This window comes from Thauera butanivorans (genome assembly GCF_048398245.1).
In the GTDB taxonomy this organism is placed as follows: Bacteria; Pseudomonadota; Gammaproteobacteria; order Burkholderiales; family Rhodocyclaceae; genus Thauera; species Thauera butanivorans.
The window spans coordinates 859181-880019 of sequence record NZ_CP183038.1; the positions used below are offsets into that span (position 1 = coordinate 859181).

15 protein-coding genes are annotated in these 20839 nt (G+C 67.8%); 7 read left to right on the forward strand and 8 right to left on the reverse strand.

Annotation, left to right across the window (positions count from 1 at the left end):
* Positions 1-53 precede the first annotated feature (53 nt).
* The 6 genes from cysN to ACNQFN_RS04160 all read right to left on the reverse strand — a co-directional run bounded on the left by cysN (position 54) and on the right by ACNQFN_RS04160 (position 6304).
* Complete coding sequence (gene cysN / locus ACNQFN_RS04135) at positions 54-1334, reverse strand: sulfate adenylyltransferase subunit CysN (RefSeq protein WP_068638847.1); 1281 nt, start codon at positions 1332-1334, stop codon at positions 54-56.
* 141 nt (positions 1335-1475) lie between these two features.
* A complete protein-coding gene (cysD, locus tag ACNQFN_RS04140; RefSeq protein ID WP_418648054.1) occupies positions 1476-2390 on the reverse strand; it encodes a sulfate adenylyltransferase subunit CysD in 915 nt (304 codons plus the stop codon).
* A 52-nt stretch (positions 2391-2442) separates the two neighbouring features.
* Positions 2443-3213: a phosphoadenylyl-sulfate reductase gene (locus ACNQFN_RS04145; RefSeq protein WP_418648055.1), complete on the reverse strand. Its 771-nt coding sequence runs from the start codon at positions 3211-3213 to the stop codon at positions 2443-2445.
* A complete protein-coding gene (locus ACNQFN_RS04150) occupies positions 3213-3764 on the reverse strand; it encodes a DUF934 domain-containing protein (protein WP_418648056.1) in 552 nt (183 codons plus the stop codon). The genes ACNQFN_RS04145 and ACNQFN_RS04150 overlap by 1 nt, the downstream gene beginning before the upstream one ends.
* The gene (locus ACNQFN_RS04155) at positions 3757-5445 is read right to left on the reverse strand and encodes a nitrite/sulfite reductase (protein WP_418648057.1); all 1689 of its coding nucleotides are present in this window, start codon (positions 5443-5445) and stop codon (positions 3757-3759) included. Before ACNQFN_RS04155 ends, ACNQFN_RS04150 begins: the two co-directional genes overlap by 8 nt.
* Positions 5446-5524: 79 nt before the next feature.
* The gene (locus ACNQFN_RS04160; RefSeq protein ID WP_418648058.1) at positions 5525-6304 is read right to left on the reverse strand and encodes a sulfite exporter TauE/SafE family protein; all 780 of its coding nucleotides are present in this window, start codon (positions 6302-6304) and stop codon (positions 5525-5527) included.
* Between the two features lie 121 nt (positions 6305-6425).
* On the opposite strand from ACNQFN_RS04160, the gene ACNQFN_RS04165 reads away from it, so the two are divergent.
* Positions 6426-7367: a CysB family HTH-type transcriptional regulator gene (locus tag ACNQFN_RS04165; protein ID WP_418648059.1), complete on the forward strand. Its 942-nt coding sequence runs from the start codon at positions 6426-6428 to the stop codon at positions 7365-7367.
* A 12-nt stretch (positions 7368-7379) separates the two neighbouring features.
* On the opposite strand, the gene ACNQFN_RS04170 is transcribed toward ACNQFN_RS04165, so the two are convergent.
* Complete coding sequence (locus ACNQFN_RS04170) at positions 7380-8375, reverse strand: asparaginase (protein ID WP_418648060.1); 996 nt, start codon at positions 8373-8375, stop codon at positions 7380-7382.
* A gap of 229 nt (positions 8376-8604) precedes the next feature.
* On the opposite strand from ACNQFN_RS04170, the gene prsT reads away from it, so the two are divergent.
* On the forward strand, positions 8605-11412 hold the full coding sequence (prsT, locus tag ACNQFN_RS04175; RefSeq protein ID WP_418648061.1) for an XrtA/PEP-CTERM system TPR-repeat protein PrsT: 2808 nt from the start codon (positions 8605-8607) through the stop codon (positions 11410-11412).
* A gap of 133 nt (positions 11413-11545) precedes the next feature.
* Entirely contained in the window at positions 11546-12319 is a 774-nt protein-coding gene (locus tag ACNQFN_RS04180; RefSeq protein WP_418648062.1) for a PEP-CTERM sorting domain-containing protein, read from the forward strand.
* Between the two features lie 61 nt (positions 12320-12380).
* Here ACNQFN_RS04180 and ACNQFN_RS04185 read toward each other — a convergent pair whose 3' ends face one another.
* Positions 12381-14195 carry an ABCB family ABC transporter ATP-binding protein/permease gene (locus ACNQFN_RS04185; RefSeq protein WP_418648063.1) on the reverse strand — a complete coding sequence of 605 codons (1815 nt, stop codon included), beginning with the start codon at positions 14193-14195 and terminating at the stop codon, positions 12381-12383.
* A 142-nt stretch (positions 14196-14337) separates the two neighbouring features.
* On the opposite strand from ACNQFN_RS04185, the gene ACNQFN_RS04190 reads away from it, so the two are divergent.
* The 4 genes from ACNQFN_RS04190 to ACNQFN_RS04205 are packed head-to-tail and all read left to right on the forward strand — an operon-like array spanning position 14338 to position 20836.
* A complete protein-coding gene (locus tag ACNQFN_RS04190) occupies positions 14338-15015 on the forward strand; it encodes a TetR/AcrR family transcriptional regulator (protein WP_418648064.1) in 678 nt (225 codons plus the stop codon).
* Between the two features lie 42 nt (positions 15016-15057).
* A complete protein-coding gene (locus ACNQFN_RS04195) occupies positions 15058-17544 on the forward strand; it encodes an acyl-CoA dehydrogenase (protein ID WP_418648065.1) in 2487 nt (828 codons plus the stop codon).
* Entirely contained in the window at positions 17541-18827 is a 1287-nt protein-coding gene (locus ACNQFN_RS04200; RefSeq protein ID WP_418648066.1) for an acetyl-CoA C-acetyltransferase, read from the forward strand. The genes ACNQFN_RS04195 and ACNQFN_RS04200 overlap by 4 nt, the downstream gene beginning before the upstream one ends.
* Entirely contained in the window at positions 18824-20836 is a 2013-nt protein-coding gene (locus tag ACNQFN_RS04205) for a 3-hydroxyacyl-CoA dehydrogenase NAD-binding domain-containing protein (protein ID WP_418648067.1), read from the forward strand. Before ACNQFN_RS04200 ends, ACNQFN_RS04205 begins: the two co-directional genes overlap by 4 nt.
* Positions 20837-20839: the final 3 nt, after the last annotated feature.

The following is a 20839-nucleotide window of genomic DNA, read 5'->3' on the forward strand; positions in this document are numbered from 1 at the left end:
ATCGGGGCAAAGGCCCGAGGCTCGGTTGACTACGCGGCCCGGCTTGGCTTGGCTTATCCGATCATCCCGGCGCCGACGGTGTTGTTGGTGCTCTCGTCGATGATGATGAAGGCGCCGGTGGCGCGGTTGTCCGCATAGCGGTCGGCGACGATGGGCTGGGCGAGCTTGAGCGTGACGCGGGCGATGTCGTTCATCGCCAGGCCGGTGGCGGCTTCCCGTTCCAGCGTGTTCACGTCCAGGCGGTAGTCGATCCTGGCGAGCTTGGCCTTCACTTCGCGCGTGGTGTGGCGCACGAGGTAGGTGCGCGCCGGCGACAGCGGCGCTTCGGCCAGCCAGCAGATGGTGGCGTCGATCTGCTTGACCGGCTCGGGCGCTTCGGCGGACTTGACGATGAGGTCGCCGCGCGAGATGTCGATCTCGTCTTCCAGCAGCAGCGCCACCGACTGTTCGTGGATCGCGCGCTCCAGCGGCACGCCGCCGATCTCGATCCGCCTGACCTTGCTGGTGGCACCCGAGGGCAGCACCGTGACGGCGTCGCCGACGGCGATCTCGCCCGATTCGACCCGGCCCATGAAGCCGCGGTAGTCGTGCAGTTCGGGGTTGGCCGAATCCTGCGGGCGGCAGACGAACTGCACCGGGAAGCGGAAGTCCTCGGCCTGCTCGGTGTGGGCGGCGGGGGCGTTCTCGAGGATGTCGAGCAGGGTGGGGCCGTCGTACCAGCCCAGGCGCTCGCCGCGGTCGACGATCATGTCGCCGGCCAGTGCCGAGATCGGGATGAAGCGCACGTCCTCGATGCCGAGCTTGTCGGCGAAGGCGAGGTAGTCGGCCTTGATGCGCTCGAACACCGCCTGGTCGTAGTCGACCAGGTCCATCTTGTTGACCGCGACCAGCAGGTGCGGGATGCCGACCAGGCTGGCGAGGTAGGAGTGGCGGCGGGTCTGGGTCAGCACGCCCTTGCGCGCATCGACCAGGATGATGGCCAGGTTGGCGGTGGAGGCCGCGGTGACCATGTTGCGGGTGTACTGCTCGTGGCCGGGGGCGTCGGCGATGATGTACTTGCGCCGGCCGGTGGAGAAGTAGCGGTAGGCGACGTCGATGGTGATGCCTTGCTCGCGCTCGGCCTGCAGGCCGTCGGTGAGCAGCGACAGGTCGACCGCGCTCATGCCGCGCTTGGCCGAGGTCTTCTCGATGGCGTTGAGGGTGTCGGCGAGGATGGTCTTGCTGTCGAACAGCAGGCGGCCGATCAGGGTGCTCTTGCCGTCGTCGACGCTGCCGCAGGTCAGGAAGCGCAGCAGGCCGTTGTCGATCTCGGGCAGTTGTTCGGGTGCGGACATGGTCATGATTCCTTCAAGCTTTCTTCAAGATTTGGTCGCAGTCGTGGCCGTGGGTCGGGTGCCTGCGAATCGCCGATGGCTGCGTAGAATGGGTAGAGCGCAGCGAAGCCCATCGTTCGTTCTCAAGAACACCTTAAAAACTCAGAAATACCCTTCCTTCTTGCGCTGCTCCATCGAGGCTTCGGAAGTCTGGTCGTCCATCCGCGTTGCGCCGCGCTCGGTGATCGTCGTCGTTGCCGTCTCGGCCAGGATCTTCTCCACCGTGTCGGCATCGGATTCGACCGGCGCCGTGCAGGTGATGTCGCCGACGGTGCGGAAGCGCACCTGGACGTCTTCGACCTTGTCGCCCGGCTTGGCCGGCGTCAGCTCCGTCACCGGCTGCAGCAGGCCGTTCTTGCGCACCACCGGGCGGACGTGGGCGAAATAGATCGACGGCAGCTCCAGCTGCTCGCGCTGGATGTACTGCCACACGTCCAGCTCCGTCCAGTTGCTGATCGGGAAGGCACGGATGTTCTCGCCCTTGTGGCTGCGGGCGTTGTACAGGTTCCACAGCTCCGGGCGCTGGTTCTTCGGGTCCCACTGGCCGAACTCGTCGCGGAAGCTCATGATCCGCTCCTTGGCACGCGCCTTTTCCTCGTCGCGGCGGGCGCCGCCGATGCAGGCGTCGAAACCGAATTCCTCGATCGCTTCCAGTAGCGTCACCGACTGGTGCTTGTTGCGCGACTCGCCGGCATGCTTCAGCACCACGGTGCCGCGCGCCATCGAATCCTCCACCGAGCGCACGATCAGGCGCTCGCCCAGCTCGGCGGCGCGCTTGTCGCGGAAATCGGTCACTTCCTTGTAGTTGTGGCCGGTGTCGATGTGCATCAGCGGGAAGGGGAAACGGCCCGGGCGGAAGGCCTTCTCGGCCAGGCGCAGCAGGCAGATCGAATCCTTGCCGCCGGAGAACAGCAGCACCGGGTTGGCGCACTGGCCGGCGACTTCGCGCAGGATGTGGATGGCTTCGGCTTCGAGCCAGTCGAGATGGGAAAGCGTCTGTTTGGTCAGCGTCGACATGATGTGATTACCGTTTCGATTGCGTGTTCGGGGGCGCGTGAGGGCGTCGGTTTCAGCCCTTCTTGGCGTGCAGGCCGCATTCCTTGGTTGCGGGGTCTTCCCACCACCAGCGCCCGGCGCGGACGTCCTCGCCCAGCGCGATGGCGCGCGTACAGGGGGCACAGCCGATGCTGGGATAGAACTGGTCGTGCAGCGCGTTGTAGGGTACCTCGTTGATACGGATGTAGGCCCACACCTCGGTCTCGCTCCAGTCCGACAGCGGGTTGAGCTTTTCGAGGCCGTTGCCCTGGTCGAACTCGCGCAAGGGCAGGCCGCTGCGGGTCACCGACTGGGCGGCGCGCAGGCCGGTGATCCAGGCCTTCTTGCCGGCCAGGGCGCGGCGCAGGGGTTCCATCTTGCGCACGCCGCAACAGGCCTTGCGCAGCTCGATCGAGTCGTAGAAGGCATTGATGCCGTGGCTGCGGACGAAATTCTCCACCGACGCGGAGTCGGGGAAGAAGACTTTCAGCCTGGTGCCGTAGCGTTGCTCGACCTCGCCCATCAGCGCATAGGTCTCGGCCGGCAGGCGGCCGGTGTCGAGCGAGAAGATCTCGATCGGCAACGCGCTCGACAGGATCAGGTCGGTCAGCACCATGTCCTCGGCGCCGAAGCTGTTGGCGAAAGTGAGTTCGCCGGCCGTGCCGAATTCCGCCACCGCCTCGCGCAACAGGGCGAGGGCGGCGGCGGCCTTGGCGCCGGCCGTGGCGCGCAGCGCGTCGGTCAGCTCGGGGCGCGTGGCCGGGTTGCCGGCGGGCGGGCGCAGCGGGGAGACACTGGCGTTCATCAGGCGGCGTCCTTCTGCAGCGGGGTGCGCGGCTGGCGGCGGAACAGCGGCTCCGGGCGGTCGACCGCGCCCTGGTAGGGATTGGTGAAATCCTTCAGGCTGGCGAGCGCGGCTTCGAGCTGGGCAGTGGTGTATTTGCCTTCGCGCGGCTGCAGCACGCTGAAGCCGCAGCGCAGCATGAAGAAGAACTGGTCGCGCAGCACGTCGCCGATCGCGCGCAGCTCGCCGCCATAGCCCAGGCGGGTGCGCAGCAGCGTGGCGATCGAGTAGCCGCGGCCGTCGGCGAACTTGGGGAAGTCCACCGCGACCAGTTGCAGTGCCGACAGGTCGGCTTCGAGCGCGAAGGGGTCTTCGCTGCCCGCCAGCCAGACGCCGAGCACGCCGGCTTCGGCCTTCGGCAGCAGTTCGTCGCGGCGAGCCTGCCACACGGCCAGCGGCACGATGACGCGGCCGGCCGGCAGCGCGGCGTCGGCGGCGGCCTCGCCTTCGGCCAGGCGCAGCACCTGCCAGTCGTCGGACTGGATGAGGCCGTTCTTGATGATGTCAGACATTGGCGGTCTCCCGGGCTTCGAGGCGCGCGGCGCGCTCGGCATAGACGCGGGTCTTGAACGAGTCGATGCCGATGCGGCGCACGGTGTCGATGAAGCGTTCGTCTTCGTGGCGGTTGTCGATGAAGTTGTTGATCAGCGAAGTGATCACGTCCGGCATTTCGGCGGCGGCGAAGGACGGGCCGATCACCTTGCCCAGCGCCGCCTGGTTGCCCTGCGAGCCGCCGATCGTCACCTGGTAGAACTCCTGGCCGTTCTTGTCGACGCCGAGGATGCCGATGTGGCCGACGTGGTGGTGGCCGCAGGCGTTCATGCAGCCGGAGATGTTGAGTTCCAGTTCGCCGAGGTCGTACAGGTAGTCGAGATCGGTGAAGCGGTCCTGGATCGCGTTGGCGATCGGGATCGACTTGGCGTTGGCCAGCGCACAGAAGTCGCCGCCGGGGCAGGAGATGATGTCCGTCAGCAGGCCGATGTTCGGCGTCGCCAGGCCCAGTTCGCGTGCCTGCTGCCAGACCTCGAACAGGTCGGCTTCGCGCACGCTGGCGAGCAGCACGTTCTGTTCGTGGGTGTTGCGCACTTCGCCGAAGGCATGGCGGTCGGCGAGGTCGGCGATGGCGTCGAACTGCTCGGCGGTGAGGTCGCCCGGCGCCACGCCATAGGGCTTGAGCGACAGCACCACGCTGGCGTAGCCCTGCACCCGGTGGGCGCGCACGTTGCGCCGCGCCCAGGCCGCGAAAGCCTTGTTCTCCGCCAGATGGGCGCGGTAGCCGGCGTCCTGCGGCAGCGGCGCCAGCACCGGATCGTCGAAGCGGCCGGCGACGCGGTCGATCTCGGCCTGCGTCAAGGTGGACGGGCCGTCCTTGAGATGGACGAACTCGGCTTCGACTTGGCGGGCGAACTCTTCCACGCCCAGGGCCTTCACCAGGATCTTGATGCGCGCCTTGTAGGCGTTGTCGCGGCGGCCGTGCAGGTTGTAGACGCGCAGGATGGCGCTGCAGTAGTTGAGGATCTGCTGCCAGGGCACGAAGGCGGAAATTTCCGCGCCGATGATCGGCGTGCGGCCCAGACCGCCGCCCACCAGCACGCGGAAGCCCAGCTCGCCGGCCTCGTTGTACACCAGGTCCAGGCCGATGTCGTGGGCCTGGATCAGCGCGCGGTCCTGCTTGGCGCCATTCACCGCGATCTTGAACTTGCGCGGCAGGAAGGCGAATTCCGGATGGAAGGTGCTCCATTGGCGCAGGATTTCGCACCACGGGCGCGGGTCGGCGATCTCGTCGGCGGCAACGCCGGCGAAGGGGTCGGAGGTGACGTTGCGGATGCAGTTGCCCGAAGTCTGGATGGCGTGCATCTGCACGCTGGAGAGCAGGCCGAGGATTTCGGGCACGTCTTCCAGCTTGGGCCAGTTGAACTGGATGTTGTGGCGCGTGGTGACGTGGGCATAGCCGCGGTCGTAGCAGCGGGCGATGTGGCCCAGCATGCGCAACTGCTTCGAGTTCAGGTTGCCGTAGGGCACGGCGATGCGCAGCATCGGTGCATGGCGCTGGATGTAGATGCCGTTCTGCAGGCGCAGCGGGCGGAATTCGTCCTCGCTCAGTTCGCCGGCGAAGTAGCGCCGGGTCTGATCGGCGAATTGGGCGACGCGCTCATCGACGATGCGCTGGTCGTATTCGTCGTACTTGTACATAGGATTCGTCTCTCTGGGGGTTCATGTATTCGTTGCGTTGAGCCCGGGACAGGCCGGGCTGCGTGCCAGTGGCTGGCGGTCAGTGGCTGATCAGCTTGGCGCCGACCAGCACCAGCATGGTGGCCAGGATCGGGCGCAGGAAGTGGTCGGGTACCTTGGTCGAAATGTGGCTGCCGAGCCAGATGCCGGGCAGCGAGCCGACCAGCAGGCTGCCCAGCAGCAGCCAGTCGACGCTGCCGAGCATCCAGTGGCCGATGCCGGCGACTGCGGTCAGCGGCACCGCGTGGGCGATGTCCGAGCCGACGATGCGCAGTGCGGGCATCGTCGGGTACAGGAACAGGAGGGCGGTGACGCCGAGCGCGCCGGCGCCCACCGACGAAATCGACACCAGCGTGCCCAGGATCGCGCCGGTCAGGATGGTGAGGCGCGCGGTGCGCACCGGATCGGGCTTGCCGCCGAAGCGGGCGAGGGCGAAGGCCTGGATGCGCTTGCGGAAGATCAGGGCGACGGCGGTCAGCAGCAGCGCGACGCCGAGCGCCACCTGGATCAGGCTGGCCGCGCCTTCGATGCCGCCCGGCGCGTAGCGGCCGACCAGGAACAGCGTGAGCGCCGCGGCCGGAATGCTGCCGGTGGCCAGCAGGCGGGTGATTTTCCAGTCCACCGTGCCCTTGAGGCCGTGGGCGAGCGTGCCGCCCGCCTTGGTGATGGCGGCGTACAGCAGGTCGGTGCCGACCGCGACCGACGGATGGATGCCGAACATCAGCACCAGCAGCGGCGTCATCAGCGAGCCGCCGCCGACGCCGGTCAGGCCGACGATGGCGCCCACGGCGAATCCGGCAATGGTGTACGCAAAATCCATGAAGGGCATCCTTTGAAGTGCGCGGATCGTAGAGGTTTGGCTTAGCCATAGAAAGCGGTTTGCGGTTAGACTTTTAGAATTGAAAGTTATATGAGGCGGAGGGGACAATGAGGAGGGGACAATGAATCTCCAGCAGCTTCGCTACATCCATGAAGTGGCGCGCCGTGGGCTCAACGTCACGGAAGCCGCCGATGCACTGTTTACTTCCCAGCCGGGCGTCTCGAAGCAGATCCGGCAGTTCGAGGCCGAGCTGGGCATCGAGATCTTCGAACGCCATGGCAAGCGCCTGGTCGCCGTCACCGAGCCGGGGCGGGCAGTGCTGGCGATCGCCGAACGGGTGCTGCGCGACCTCGACGATCTGCAGCAGGTGGGCAGCGAGTTCGCCAACGAGACGGTGGGCAGCCTGAGCATTGCCACTACCCACACTCAGGCGCGCTACGTGTTGCCGGCCGTGGTACGCGACTTCATGCGCCGCTACCCGCAGGTGAAGCTGTCGCTGCACCAGGGCAACCCGCGCCAGGTGTGCGAAATGGTGCTGGATGGCGCCGCCGATATCGGCATCGCCACCGAGGCCATCGCCGATTACGACGACCTCGCGATGCTGCCCTGCTACCAGTGGAACCGCTGCGTGGTCGCCACGCCGCGCCACCCCATCCTGCATGAATCGCCGCTGACGCTGGAGGCGATCGCCCGCTATCCGATCATCACCTACGACGACGCCTTCACCGGCCGCAGCCTGATCAACAAGGCCTTTCTCGGGCGCGGACTGAGGCCCAATGTCGTGCTGTCGGCGATCGATTCCGACGTGATCAAGAAATACGTGGAAATGGACCTGGGCATCGGCATCCTGGCGCGCATGGCCTACGACGCCGAAGAGGACAGGCGGCTGGGCATGGTGGATGCGTCGCACCTGTTCGAGTCCAGCACGACCCGCATCGGCCTGCGCAAGCGGGCCTGGCTGCGGGCCTACGTCTTCGCCTTCATCGAGGGCTTCGCGCCGCACCTGTCGCGGCGCATCGTCGAAAGCGCGCTGATCGGCGGCGGCAGCGACCCGGGGCTCTGAGCGGAGAGGGCGTCAGACGCGCTCGAACCAGCGCTTCAGGCGGGCGCCGCGCAGTCCGGCGCCGAGGCCGGCGATCAGGCGCACGCGCGCCTTCAGCGGATCGAGCGTGCGGCACTGCAGCCAGTTGCCCGGCCGATCGGCGCGATGTGCGGTCGCACCGGCGCCGCAGCGGCTGGCCAGCACGACCGGTAGCGCAGGCGGAAGGTCTTCGGCGAGCACCGTTTCCCAGCTTGCGGGCAGGCTGGCGTTGCCCGGCAGCGCCAGCACCAGGCCGGCACGCCCGGCGACCTGGCTGGCGCGGGCCAGCGCGCGCACCACGGCTGCGGCCAGTGCCGGCGAACTGCCTGCGCTCGCCGTCAGCAGTTCGACCGGCGGTAGCGCCTGCACGCCGTCGGGCAGGTCGATGCGGTGATGGCGGGGGGATGGAAGGGCCTGCAACTGGGTGTCGCTGGCGTCGATGCTCAGCGCGCCGGGCGAACTGAAGGCATCGACCGCGGACGGGTGGCGCTTGGCGAGATGGACCGCGGGCAGGATGCGGTCGCCGAGCACCGCGAGCACGCCGGCGCGGCCCGCCGCCGGACGGCAGGCGAGTTGCACGGCCTGGTAGAGGTTGAGCGGACCGTCGGCGGACAGCGCGGTGGCCGGGCGCATCGCCGCGGTCATCACCACCGGCTTGGCGGTGGCGAGCGCGACATGGAGGAAATAAGCGGTTTCCTCCAGCGTGTCGGTGCCGTGGGTGACGACGACACCGTCGATGTCGCCGTCATCGGCCAGCGCCTGCACGCGCCGCAGCAGCGGCAGCCAGTGGGCCGGGCCCATGTCCTTGCTGTCGATGTTGAACAATTGCTCGGCGTGCAATTCGGCCAGCGCGGACAGCTGCGGCACGGCACCGAGCAGTTCTGCGGCGCCCAACTGCCCGGCGGTGTAGCCGGTGGTGTCGGTCGGCGAGGCGGCGGTGCCGGCGATGGTGCCGCCGGTGGCGACGAGGGCGATGCGGGGTCTGCGCATGTTCGGGCTGCGGGCCTGGGCGGTTCCTGAATAGATGAGGGCCGGAGGCACGGAGCCCGCCAGCCTGCCCGCGATTCTACGGGATGGCGCGTTTGCCGGTGTGGCTTCGAGCGCGTGGTGAATATGCCATCGATGTCGTTTGCGTCGACAATGACGAATTCCACGGAGGCCTTTCGGTATACCCCCATATACTCGCTCCACCCTCCCGAAACCGGACGACCCCTTGCCCATGAAACGCCCTGCCCGACTGCTGGCCCGTATGCTCGCCACCGGTGCCGTCTCGCTGCTCCTGTCCGTGCCTGCGCTGGCCGACCCGGCGGCGGCCAGCCGCTATTACGAGGACGGGCTGAAGCGTTTCGAGGCGCAGGATGTCGCCGGTGCCATCATCCAGCTCAAGAACGCCCTGCAACAGGACCGCAACATGCTGGCCGCCCACCTGCTGCTGGCGCGCGCCTACCTCAGCGACGGGGACGTCGGCCCGGCGGAAGTCGAATTCCGCGAAGCGCTCCGGCTCGGCGTGAGCCGCGCCGAAGTGGCGGTGCCGATGGCGCGCATCTATCTGCTGCAGGGGAAGCCGGCGGTGCTGCTGCAATCGATTCCGGCGGAAGGCCTGCCGGCCGGCGTCCGCCTCGATGTGCTGACGCTGCGCGGCGTGGCCCATGCCGCGCTGGGACAGCGTGCCGAGGCCGAGCGCAGCTTTGCCGAAGCACGTGCGCTCGATCCGGCTTCGCCCGTCCCTCTTGCGGCGGAAGTGCCGATGCTGATCGGAAGGGGAGACCTGGCTCGTGCACGGCAGCTTGCGGAGCAGGCGGTGGAGCACGGCCCGGAATACGCGATGGCCTTCAATGCGCGTGCTTCGGTGGCGCATGCCACCGGCGAGCTGGCGACGGCGCTGATGGACTACGAGCGCGCGATCGCGCTCGATCCCGCTCTGATCGATGCCGCCGTCGCACGGGCCGGCATCCTGGTCGACCTGGGGCGTGATGACGAAGCGCGGGCCGCGCTGGCCGCCATCGGGGCAGGGCCGATCGAGCCGCGGGTGTCCTACCTGCTTGCCCTGCTCGCCGACAGGCAGGGCAAGCGTGCGGAGGCGGCACGCCACCTGGCAGAGGCGGGCGGCCTGGTCGATGCCCTGCCCGCGGAATGGGTTGCCGGCCACGAGCAACTGCTGATGGTCGGTGCGCTGGCGCACCACGCCGGACGGCAGCTCGAGAAGGCCAAGAAGTATCTCGAAACGACGGTTTCCCGCTACCCGAACAATCTCGGCGCGCGCAAATTGCTGGCCTCGGTCTATCTGGACATGAGCGACTACGCACGCGCGACCGGCATGCTCGAGCATGTGCTCCGGCTGCAGCCGGAAGACCCGCAGGCGCTGCAGTTGCTGGGGCGCGTCAACCTCGCCCAGCGGCGCTATGGCAAGGCGAGTGAATTGCTCGAAAAGGCCGCGCAGGGCGGGGATGTCGGGGCGCAGGCCGCACTCGGATTCAGCCGCCTGGGCGGTGGCGACACGGCGGCTGCGATCGAAAGCCTGCAGGCCGTGTTCGACAAGACGCCTGGCGACTTCGTCGTCGCCAACGCGCTTGCGAACACCTTGATGCGGCAAGGCGAAGGCAAGGCCGCGCTGGCCGTCGCCCTGCGTGCCGCCGAAGCCGCGCCCGGCAATCCCGCGGTGCTGAATCTGCTGGGGGCCATCCAGGTCGCCAGCGGAAATCCGGTCGAAGGGCGCAAGGCCTACGCGGCGGCGCTGGCGAGCGACGCGAACTTCATGCCTGCGCGCCTGAACATGGCGCGTCTCGACGTTGCGGAAGGGCGCCTCGACGAGGCGCGCCGCACCTATGCCGCAATGCTGAAGCAGAACCGCAACGACACCGTGGCCATGTATGAGTCGGGCATGCTCGAACAGGGGGTCGGCAATATCGGCGAGGCGATTCGCTGGTTCGAGAAGGCGGTGGCCGAACGCCCGCGGGACCCGCGCTTCGGGGTGGCGCTGGTCAAGGCGAGGGCGGCGGCCGGCGATAAGGCGGGCGCCCTCGATGCGGCGAAGGCCCTGGCGCCGCAGTGGGGTTCCGACCTGCTGGTGCTGGCCACGCTGGCCGAGGCGCAGATCGACATCGGCGACAACAAGGCGGCCCGGCAGACCTTGCGCGAAATGACCGTGCTTGCCGAATACGACGTATCGCGGCTGGTGAGCATCGGCTATCTCCAACTCCGGGCGGCCAATCCCTCGGGGGCGAGCTATGCCGCGCAGAAGGCGCTGCAGGGCAGGCCCGGGGACGAGGCTGCGATGGTGCTGGAAACGGAGGCGGCCCTTGCCGATCCGGGCGTGGAGCCGGCGACGATCGACGGCCTGGTGGCGGCGCTGCGCAAGGAGCATCCGGCCAGTGCGAGCGGCCTGCGCCTGGCGGGAGATCTCGCGGTGCGCCGCAAGCGCCTCGCCGAAGCAGCGCAGCTGTACCGCGACGCCTTCGAGCTTCAGCCCTCGTTCGATGTGCTCCAGCGCCGCGCCAGCGTTGCCGTGCTGCAGGGCGAGCCGAAATCTGCCGTGCCGGTGCTGAGGCGCTGGCTGGAGGAGAAGCGGGGCGAGGAAGCGAGCGTGCGGGAAATGCTGGCCGAACTCTGGATGCGCGATGGCAACTGGAAGGCCGCGCGGGAGGAGTACGAGAAGCTGGTGGCCGAGGGCCGGGCCGGGGCGAACGTCCTCAACAATCTGGCAAACGTGCTGCTGGTGCAGGGCGAGGGCGACCCGGTGCGCCTGGCGGAGCAGGCCTTGGCTCTGGAACCGGGGAACGTCGGCATCGCCGATACCCTGGGTTGGGCGCTGGCGCAGGCCGGCCGCTTCGACGAGGCCATGCGCCACTTGCGCGATGCTCGCCTGCGCGCGCCGGAAGATCCCGAGATCCGCTGGCATCTCGGCTATGTGCTGGCGAAGCTGGGACGGGCACAGGAAGCCCGGGCCGAGCTGCAGTTCGCATTGAAGGCGTCTCCGGCTGCCTCCTGGGCCGGGGAGGCCAGAAAGCTGCTGGAGCAGCTCGGATAGTGTCGGAAAAATTGACGCACGTGCTGCGGGTATCCCTGCCGAATTATGTAACTAATTGATAAATATGGTGCGAAGAAGATTGGCTCGTTTTTTGCTGAAAAGGCAAAAAAGCAAGCCAATTTAAGGAATGACCATGAAAACGATAATTTCGAAGTCCGCTCTTGCCATCGCTCTGTGTGCCGCTTCGCTCTCCGCGATGGCGGCGACCAACTGGAACCTGACCAACTCCGCCGCCAACGAGCCCCAGGTGACGGGCTGGAAGGCTACGGGCAATACCTCGGATATCTACAAGACCTCGGTCGGATACTGGGCGGGCAATGGCATCGGCGTTGGCGGGGAGTCCGCGACCGGCAATCAGCATGCGCTCGACAACAAGGACGGATTCGAGGTCGCGCTGCTGAGCTTCGACGAAGCGGTCCGGCTGGAGAGCGTCAGGGCGGGCTTCGCCACCACCGATTCCGACATTTTCGTCATGGCGTTTACCGGCTTCGGTTCGCTGACGGCAACCCAGTCTCTCGATGGCGGTACGTTTGCCAACCTCACCAGCCGCGGCTGGACGCTGATCGGCAACTACGCGAACATCGGCACCGCCACCAAGGATCTGGGCACGGCTGCGGGGGACATCTATTCGAGCTTCTGGCTGATCGGGGCGGGTGGGTATCTGGCCAACTCCGGCGTGAATTCGGGAGACATCAGAAATGGTTCCGCAGTCGGTTTCGATAAATGCTCTGGAACGGGTAAAAACCAGGTGTGCGGGAAATACGACTACCTGAAGCTGGCCAGCGTCGGCGGCACGATCAAGCCCAACAATGGCGGTGGCAACGTGCCCGAGCCCGGTTCGCTGGCACTGGCCGGCATTGCCCTGCTCGGCATGGTCGGCATGCGCCGCCGCAAGAACGCGGCCTGAAGCTCGGGCGGATCTTTTGCCAAGTGCGGCGCCGAAAGGCGCCGTTTTTTTTCGCCTGTGCTCAGCCGGGCGTGGCGTCCGTGGCGGCCTCCTCCTGCTGCAGCAGCCACATCTGCGCGTAGGCGCCGCCGCTTGCCAGCAGGGCGCCGTGCCGTCCGCGTTCGACGATGCGGCCGCCGTCGAGCACGATGATTTCGTCCGCATCCATGATCGTCGACAGCCGGTGGGCGATGACGAGCGCGGTGCGGCCTTCGGCGGCGCGTTCGATCTGGGCCTGGATGGCTTTCTCGGTCCTGGAGTCCAGCGCCGAGGTGGCTTCGTCGAAGATCAGGATCGCGGGGTTCTTCAGCAGCGCGCGGGCGATCGCGACGCGCTGTTTTTCGCCGCCCGACAGTTTCAGGCCGCGCTCGCCGACGCGGGTTTCGTAGCCGTCCGGCAACTGGCGGATGAAGTTTTCCAACTGGGCGGCACGCGCGGCGGCTTCGACTTCTTCCCGGCTTGCGCCCGGGCGGCCGTACTGGATGTTGTAGAACAGGGTGTCGTTGAACAGCACCGTATCCTGCGGCACGATGCCGATCGCCGCGCGCAGGCTGTCCTGCGACAACTGGCGGATGTCGTGGCCATTGACCCGGATCGCGCCCTGCTGCACGTCGTAGAAGCGGTACAGCAGGCGCGCCAGGGTCGATTTGCCCGAGCCGGAATGGCCGACGACCGCCACCGTGCTGCCGGCGGGAATGTCGAAGCCGAGGTCGAACAGGATCGGGCGCTTGGCGTCGTAGGCGAAGCCGACGCCCTCGAAGCGCACGCTCGCCGGACCGGGGGGCAGCGTGAGCGCATCCGGTGCGTCGGCGATTTCGCGGTGCTGGTTCATCAGCCCGAACATGCGTTCGATGTCGGTCAGCGCCTGGCGGATTTCGCGGTAGATCACGCCGAGGAAGTTCAGCGGAATGTAGAGCTGGATCAGGAAGGCGTTCACCAGCACGATGTCGCCGATCGTCATCTCGCCGCTCGCCACCCGGATCGCGGCCTGCCACATCATCGCCGTGACGGCGACCGCGATGATCGCCGCCTGGCCGATGTTGAGGCCGGACAGCGAATACTGGTTGGTGATCTGGGCCTGCATCCACTTGCCGAGCTGTTCGTCGTAGCGGCGCGCCTCGAATTCCTCGTTGTTGAAGTACTTGACTGTCTCGAAGTTGATCAGGCTGTCGATCGCGCGCGCGTTGGCGGCCGAGTCGAGTTCGTTGGTGCGCCGGCGCAGCAGCGTGCGCCAGTTGGTGACCTTGACGGTGAAGGTGACGTAGGCCGCCAGCGCCGCCAGCGTGATCAGCGCGAACACCGGGTCGTACTGCACCAGCAGGATGCCGATGACGAGGCCGATCTCGATCAGCGTCGGCAGGATCGAATACAGCGTGTAGCTGATCAGCGAGCCGATCGAGCGGGTGCCGCGCTCGATGTCGCGCGTCAGGCCGCCGGTCTGGCGCTCCAGGTGGAAGCGCAGCGACAGCGCATGCAGATGGCGGAACACGCGCAGCGAAATCTCGCGTACCGCCTGCTGGGTGACGCGGGCGAAGACGATTTCGCGCAGTTCGGTGAACAGCGAGGTCGAGAAGCGGAACACGCCATAGGCGAGCAGCAGCGAAGCGGGCACGATGATGAAAGCCTGTTCGCGCGTGATGCTCAGGTCGTCGATCAGGTGCTTGAAGACGATCGGCACCGTCACGTTGGCGCCCTTGGCCGCCAGCAGACAGCCGAGCGCGAAGATCACCCTGCCCTTGTAGGCCCAGATGAAGGGAAACAGGCTTTTCAGCGTCTGCCAGTCATGGCGCTCGGTGGGTTCGGGGCCGGGCAGGGCGGTGGCGGAGGAGCGTCTCATGGTTTCGTCGGGATGGGCGGCAAGCGCGCGATTCTGTTGCCCGGGCTGCGGCGAGTCAAACCGAAGGCCGGTTGATGGATCGGGCTTGACACAAAATAAATTGAACGTATGATTAAAACAATCGTTTGAATTGAGGGCGCCGATGTCCACCGAGCCACACCTGCCGCAGTCCGAAACGCGCGATCGCATCCTCGATGCCGCCGAACGGCTGTTCATGGAGCACGGCTTCGAAGGCACGTCGATGCGCCTGATCACCGGTGCTGCGAATGCCAACCTGGCTGCGGTGAATTACCACTTCGGCAGCAAGGACGCGCTGATCCAGGCCGTGTTCCGCCGCCGCATGACGGCATTGAACGAGGCCCGGCTGGCAGCGCTCGATCGTCTGGAGGCGGAAGCCGGCGGCGAGGCGGTCAAGCCCAGCCGCATCGTCGAGGCCTTCTTCGGCACTGCACTGGAACTGGCCGCGGACGCCGAGCATGGCGGCAACACTTTCATGCGCCTGCTCAGCCGCACCTACAACGAACCCAACGCCTTCGTGCGCCAGTTCCTCGCCGAGGAATACGCCGAGGTGATGGACCGCTTCCTGGGGGCGCTCTTCCGCGCGCTGCCGGGGGTGCCGCGCGACGAGATCATGTGGCGCTTCCACTACATGATGGGGGCGATGTCGTTCGCGATCGCGGGTATCGAAAGCGTCTATGCGACGGCAGGCCTGCCTTGCACGGAAGAGGAGCCGTCGCGGATGCGGCCGCGACTGATGAGCTTCCTGCTCGGTGGCTTGCGCGCCCCGCTGCCGGACTTCGGCGCGGCGGCAACGGATTGATTGGAGAACGGCCGGGGCGGCGCCCGGCATGAGGAGAACGTGATGGTCTGGTTGCTACTGGTTTGCCTCCCTCCCTTGGCAGGTGCGCTCGCCTACGGGCGAGCGCCACTTTTTGCCTGGCTGCTGGCGGGGCTGGTGTGGATCGCGGCATTGGGCTGGGCCGGCGACTGGCCGGTGCTGCTGACCTTGCTGGTGCTGGCGCTCTATGCGGGGGCGATGAGCGTCTTCCTGGTCGATTCACTGCGCCGCCAATGGGTGACGGCGCCGATCTTCAAGGCTTTCCGCAATGCCCTGCCGACGATGTCGCAGACCGAGAAGGATGCGCTCGAAGCCGGCACCGTGTGGTGGGAGGGCGAGCTTTTCAAGGGCAACCCGGACTGGCGCAAGCTGGACGGCTATCCCTGGCCCAGGCTGAGCGAGGAGGAGCAAGCCTTTCTCGACAACGAAGTCGAGGAACTGTGCCGCCTGACCGATGACTGGGATTGCACCCAGCGGCAGGACATGCCGCTCGAAGTGTGGCAGCACATCAAGGACAAGGGCTTCCTGGGCATGATCATTCCCCGGGAATATGGCGGCAAGGGCTTCTCGGCCTATGCCCATTCGCAGGTCATCACCAAGCTGTCGACCCGCTCGTCGGCGCCCGCGGTGACGGTGATGGTGCCGAACTCGCTCGGCCCGGCCGAACTGCTGCTGCACTACGGCACGCCCGAGCAGAAGCAGCACTACCTGCCCGGCCTCGCCAGCGGGCGGGAGATTCCGGCCTTCGCGCTGACCAGCCCGTGGGCGGGGTCGGACGCGGCTTCGATTCCCGATGCCGGCGTGGTGTGCAAGGGCATGTGGCAGGGCGAGGAAGTGCTCGGCATGCGCGTCAGCTTCGACAAGCGCTACATCACGCTGGCGCCGGTGTGCACCGTGTTCGGCCTCGCCTTCCGCCTGTACGACCCGGACGGGCTGCTCGGCGGCGAGCAGGATGTCGGCATCACCTGCGCGCTGGTGCCGCACGACCACCCGGGTGTGGACATCGGCCGCCGCCATTTCCCGCTCAACGCGGTGTGGATGAACGGCCCGGTGCGCGGCAAGGACGTATTCATGCCGCTGGACTTCATCATCGGCGGGGCGGCGATGGCCGGCCAGGGCTGGCGCATGCTGATGGAATGCCTGGCGGCCGGGCGCTCGATCTCGCTGCCGGGCTCCAACGTCGGCATGCAGAAGCTCACCGCGCGCACCGTGGGTGCCTATGCCCGCGTCCGCTACCAGTTCAGGACGCAGATCGGCCGCTTCGAAGGGGTCGAGGAGGCGCTGACCCGGATCGGCGCCAACACCTATCTGTGCGACGCGGCGCGCACGATGACTGCCGGTGCGGTCGATCTCGGCGAGAAGCCAGCGGTGGTGTCGGCCATCGTCAAGTACCACGTCACCGAGCGTGCGCGCCAGGTGGTCAATGACGGCATGGACGTGATCGGCGGCAAGGGCATCTGCCTCGGGCCGCAGAACTTCCTCGGCCGCGCCTACCAGCAGATTCCGGTCGGCATCACGGTCGAAGGCGCCAACATCCTGACGCGCAGCCTGATCCTGTTCGGCCAGGGGGCGATCCGCTGCCATCCCTTCGTGCTCGCCGAAATGGATGCGGCGCAGCGCAACGACGAGGGCGGTTTCGACCATGTCCTGCGCGAGCACGTCGCCTTCACCGTCAACAATGCCGGCCGCGCCTTCGTCATGGGGCTGACCGGCTCGCACTTCGTCAAGCTGCCGATCGATGTCGCGCCCGAGACGCGCCGCTACTACCAGCAACTCACCCGCTTCTCCGCCGCCTTCGCCTTCATCGCCGACATTTCGATGGGCACGCTGGGCGGCGCGCTGAAGCGCAAGGAAAAGCTGTCGGCGCGGCTGGGCGACATCCTGTCGCTGATGTATCTCGCCACCGCCACGCTCAAGCGCTACGAGGCCGAAGGCCGCCAGGCCGCCGATGCGCCGCTGATGCACTGGGCGATCTGGGACTGCATGTTCCGCATCCAGCTCGCCTTCGAAGGCGTGATCGCCAACTTCCCGAACAAGCTGTACGCCTTCCTGCTGCGCCGTCTCGTCGTGTTCCCGCTCGGCCGCCCCTACGTGGTGCCGTCCGACCGCCTGGGCCACGAGGTCGCAGCCCTGCTGATCGGGCCGTCGGCCGCGCGCGACCGCCTCACAGCCGGCGTCCATCTGCCGGAAGACGTCGAGGAGCCGGTCGGCGCGCTGGAGGCGGCGCTGCTGGCGACGATCGCGGTCGAGCCGATCGAGGACAAGCTCAAGCAGGCGCAGCGTTCCGGCGCCTTCGAGCCGGGCCTGATGACGGGCGGCGACGTGGATGAAGTCTGGCGCCGCGCGCGTGACGCCGGCGTGATCACCGACGCCGAATACCTGCTCGTCGAGCGCCGCAACATGCTGCGCGACAAGGTCATCCGCGTCGATGACTTCCCCTACGACTTCGATCTGGGCAAGGCGGTGGAAAGCATGCCGGCGGTGTCGCCGGCACGCGGGGAGGCCGCATGAGCAGGGATGTGTTCGTCGTCGATGGTGCGCGCACGCCCTTCCTGAAGGCGCGCACAGGGCCCGGTCCCTTCACCGCCGCCGACCTGGCGACGGCGGCCGGCACGGCGCTGCTGATGCGCCAGCCCTTCGGCCCCGGGCAGCTCGACGAAGTGATCCTGGGCTGCGCCAGCCCTTCGGCCGACGAGGTCAACATCGGCCGCGTGGTGGCGCTGCGCATGGGCTGCGGCAATGCCGTGCCCGGCTGGACGGTGATGCGCAACTGCGCCTCCGGCATGCAGGCGCTGGATTCCGCGATCGCGAACATCCAGTGCGGCCGATCCGGCCTGGTGCTGGCAGGCGGCGTCGATGCACTGTCGCATGCGCCGCTGCTGTTCTCCGACAAGATGGTGCGCTGGCTGGCGAACTGGTACGCGGCAAAGAAGCCGGGCCAGAAGCTGGCGGCGCTGAAGGATTTCCGCCCCGGCAACCTGGCGCCGGTGATCGGCATCATGAAAGGGCTCACCGATCCGATCGTCGGCCAGTTGATGGGGCAGACCGCCGAGAACCTCGCGTTCGCTTTCGGCATCAGCCGCGAGGAGATGGATGCCTTCGCGCTCGAGAGCCATCGCCGCGTCGCGGCGGCGCAGGACGCCGGGCATTTCGCCGCCGAACTTGCGCCGCTGATCGGCCGTGACGGCAGCGTCCATGGTGCCGACGACGGCGTGAGGCGCGATGCGTCGATGGCAGGGCTGGCCAAGCTGAAGCCCTTCTTCGACAAGAAATACGGCCGGGTGACGCCCGGCAACAGTTCGCAGATCAGCGACGGCGCGGCGTGGCTGCTGCTGGCTTCGGCCGAAGCGGTCGAGCGCCACGGCCTGCAGCCGCTCGGGCGCATCGTCGACAGCCAGTGGGCGGCGCTGGCGCCGGAGCAGATGGGCCTCGGCCCGGTGCATGCGGTGCTGCCGATCCTGCAGCGCCATGGCCTGAGCCCGGCCGACATCGACGCCTGGGAACTGAACGAGGCTTTCGCCGCGCAGGTGATCGCCTGCCTGCGCGCCTTTGCCGACGACGCCTACTGCCGCACCCACTTCGGCCTCGATGCCGCGCCGGGTGCGCCGGACGGGGCGAAATTCAACATCGACGGCGGCGCGGTGGCGCTGGGCCATCCGGTCGGCGCCAGCGGCGCGCGCATCGTGCTGCATCTGCTGCAGGTACTGCGCCGCAGCGGCGGCAGGCGCGGGCTGGCGTCGATCTGCATCGGTGGTGGTCAAGGAGGAGCGATGCTGGTGGAGGCCGTGCAATGAGCCAACGGAACTGGACGCACTGGACACTGCGCCGCGAGGCGGACGGCCTGGCCTGGCTGGAGATCGACTGCGCCGGCGCCGCGGCCAACACCTTGTCGGCCGAAGTGATGGCCGAGTTCTCGCAGGTGCTCGACGAGCTCGATCGCCAGCCGCCGGCGGCGCTGGTCATCGCCTCCGCCAAGCCGGCCGGCTTCATCGCCGGCGCCGACATCGAGGAGTTCTCGCGGCTGGACTCGCCGGCGGCGGCGCGCGCGCTGGTCGAGCGCGGCTGGAGCCTGTTCAACCGCCTGGCGGCGGTGCGCTACCCCACGCTGGCGCTGATCCGCGGCCATTGCCTGGGCGGCGGCCTGGAGCTTGCGCTCGCCTGCCGCCATCGGCTGGCGGTCGATGAGCCGTCGACCAAGCTCGCGCTGCCGGAAGTCATGCTCGGCATCGTGCCGGGCTGGGGCGGCATGCTGAGGTTGCCCGAGGCCATCGGCCCGGCCGCGGCGCTGGACATGATGCTGACCGGCAAGAGCGTCGATGCGCGCAAGGCGAAGCGCCTGGGCCTGGTCGACGACTGCGTGCCGCCGCGCGTGATGGCGTCCGCCGCACGCATCGTCGCGCTGTCCGGCGCGCCGGCGCGCAAACCCGCGCTGAAGGAGCGCCTGCTGCGCCGTGCGATGAACGGCCCGCTGCGCAGCAAGGTGGCCGAGAAGGCGCGCAAGCAGACCGAGGCCAAGGTCTCGCGCGACAACTATCCTGCGCCTTTCGCCATCATCGAGATCTGGGAGAAATACCAGGGCAACGCCTTGGCGGTGCCGGCGGGCGATCCCGCCTCGCTGGAAGCGATCTTCGCCTCGCCGACGACCAAGAACCTGGTGCGGGTGTTCTTCCTGCAGGAGCGCCTGAAGGCCTTCGGCAAGGGCATCGATTTCGCGCCGCGGCACGTCCATGTGGTCGGCGCCGGCGTCATGGGCGGCGACATCGCCGCGGTGTGTGCGCTGCGCGGCATGCGGGTGACGCTGCAGGACCAGTCGGTCGAGCGCATCGCGCCGGCGATCAAGCGCGCGGCCAAGCTGTTCGAGCGCCGCAGCAAGGGCGATGCGCGCGCGGCGCGCTTTGCCCTCGACCGCCTGATCCCCGATCCGCAGGGCCATGGCGTGGCCCATGCCGACCTGATCATCGAGGCCATCTTCGAGAACCTGGAGGCCAAGCGCAGCCTGTTCGCCGATCTCGAACGCCGCGCCAGGCCGGATGCGGTGCTGGCGACCAACACTTCCAGCCTGCGCCTGGAAGACATCGCCACGGCGTTGCAGCAGCCGTCGCGGCTGGTCGGCATCCATTTCTTCAACCCGGTGCCGCAACTGCCGCTGGTCGAAGTGGTGCAGGGCGAGGCGAGCGACGAAGAGATGCTGCGCCGTGCGATCGGTTTCGTGCGTGCGATCGACAAGCTGCCGCTGCCGGTCCAGAGCGCGCCGGGCTTCCTGGTCAACGCGGTGCTCGGCCCCTACATGCTCGAAGCGCTGCGCTGCGTCGAGGAGGGCCGCTCGCCCGAGACCGTGGATGCGGCGCTGCTGCGCTTCGGCATGCCGATCGGGCCGGTGGAACTGGTCGATACCGTGGGCCTGGACATCGCGGTGGCCGCCGGCGAGGCGCTGACCGGCGATGCCGCGTCCGGCCAGCCTGTGGCGCCGCCGCAACGCCTGCTGCAACTGGTCGAGGCCGGCAAGCTCGGCCGCAAGAGCGGCGAAGGCTATTACCGCTGGGTCGATGGCAAGGCGCAAAAGGGCGAGGCAGGTGCCTTCGATGCCGCGCTGGTGGAGCGCATCCTGGCGCCGCTGCTGGCCGCCGCCGAACGCTGCGTGCGTGGTGGCGTGGTCGCCGATGCCGAGCTTGCCGATGCCGGGGTGATCTTCGGCACCGGCTTCGCGCCGCACACCGGCGGTCCCCTTCACTATGCCGCCAGCCTGGGGAAAACCCTGATTGGCGAGGCCGGAAACGTGGCTGAACGTGTGGCCGAAGCCTGAACG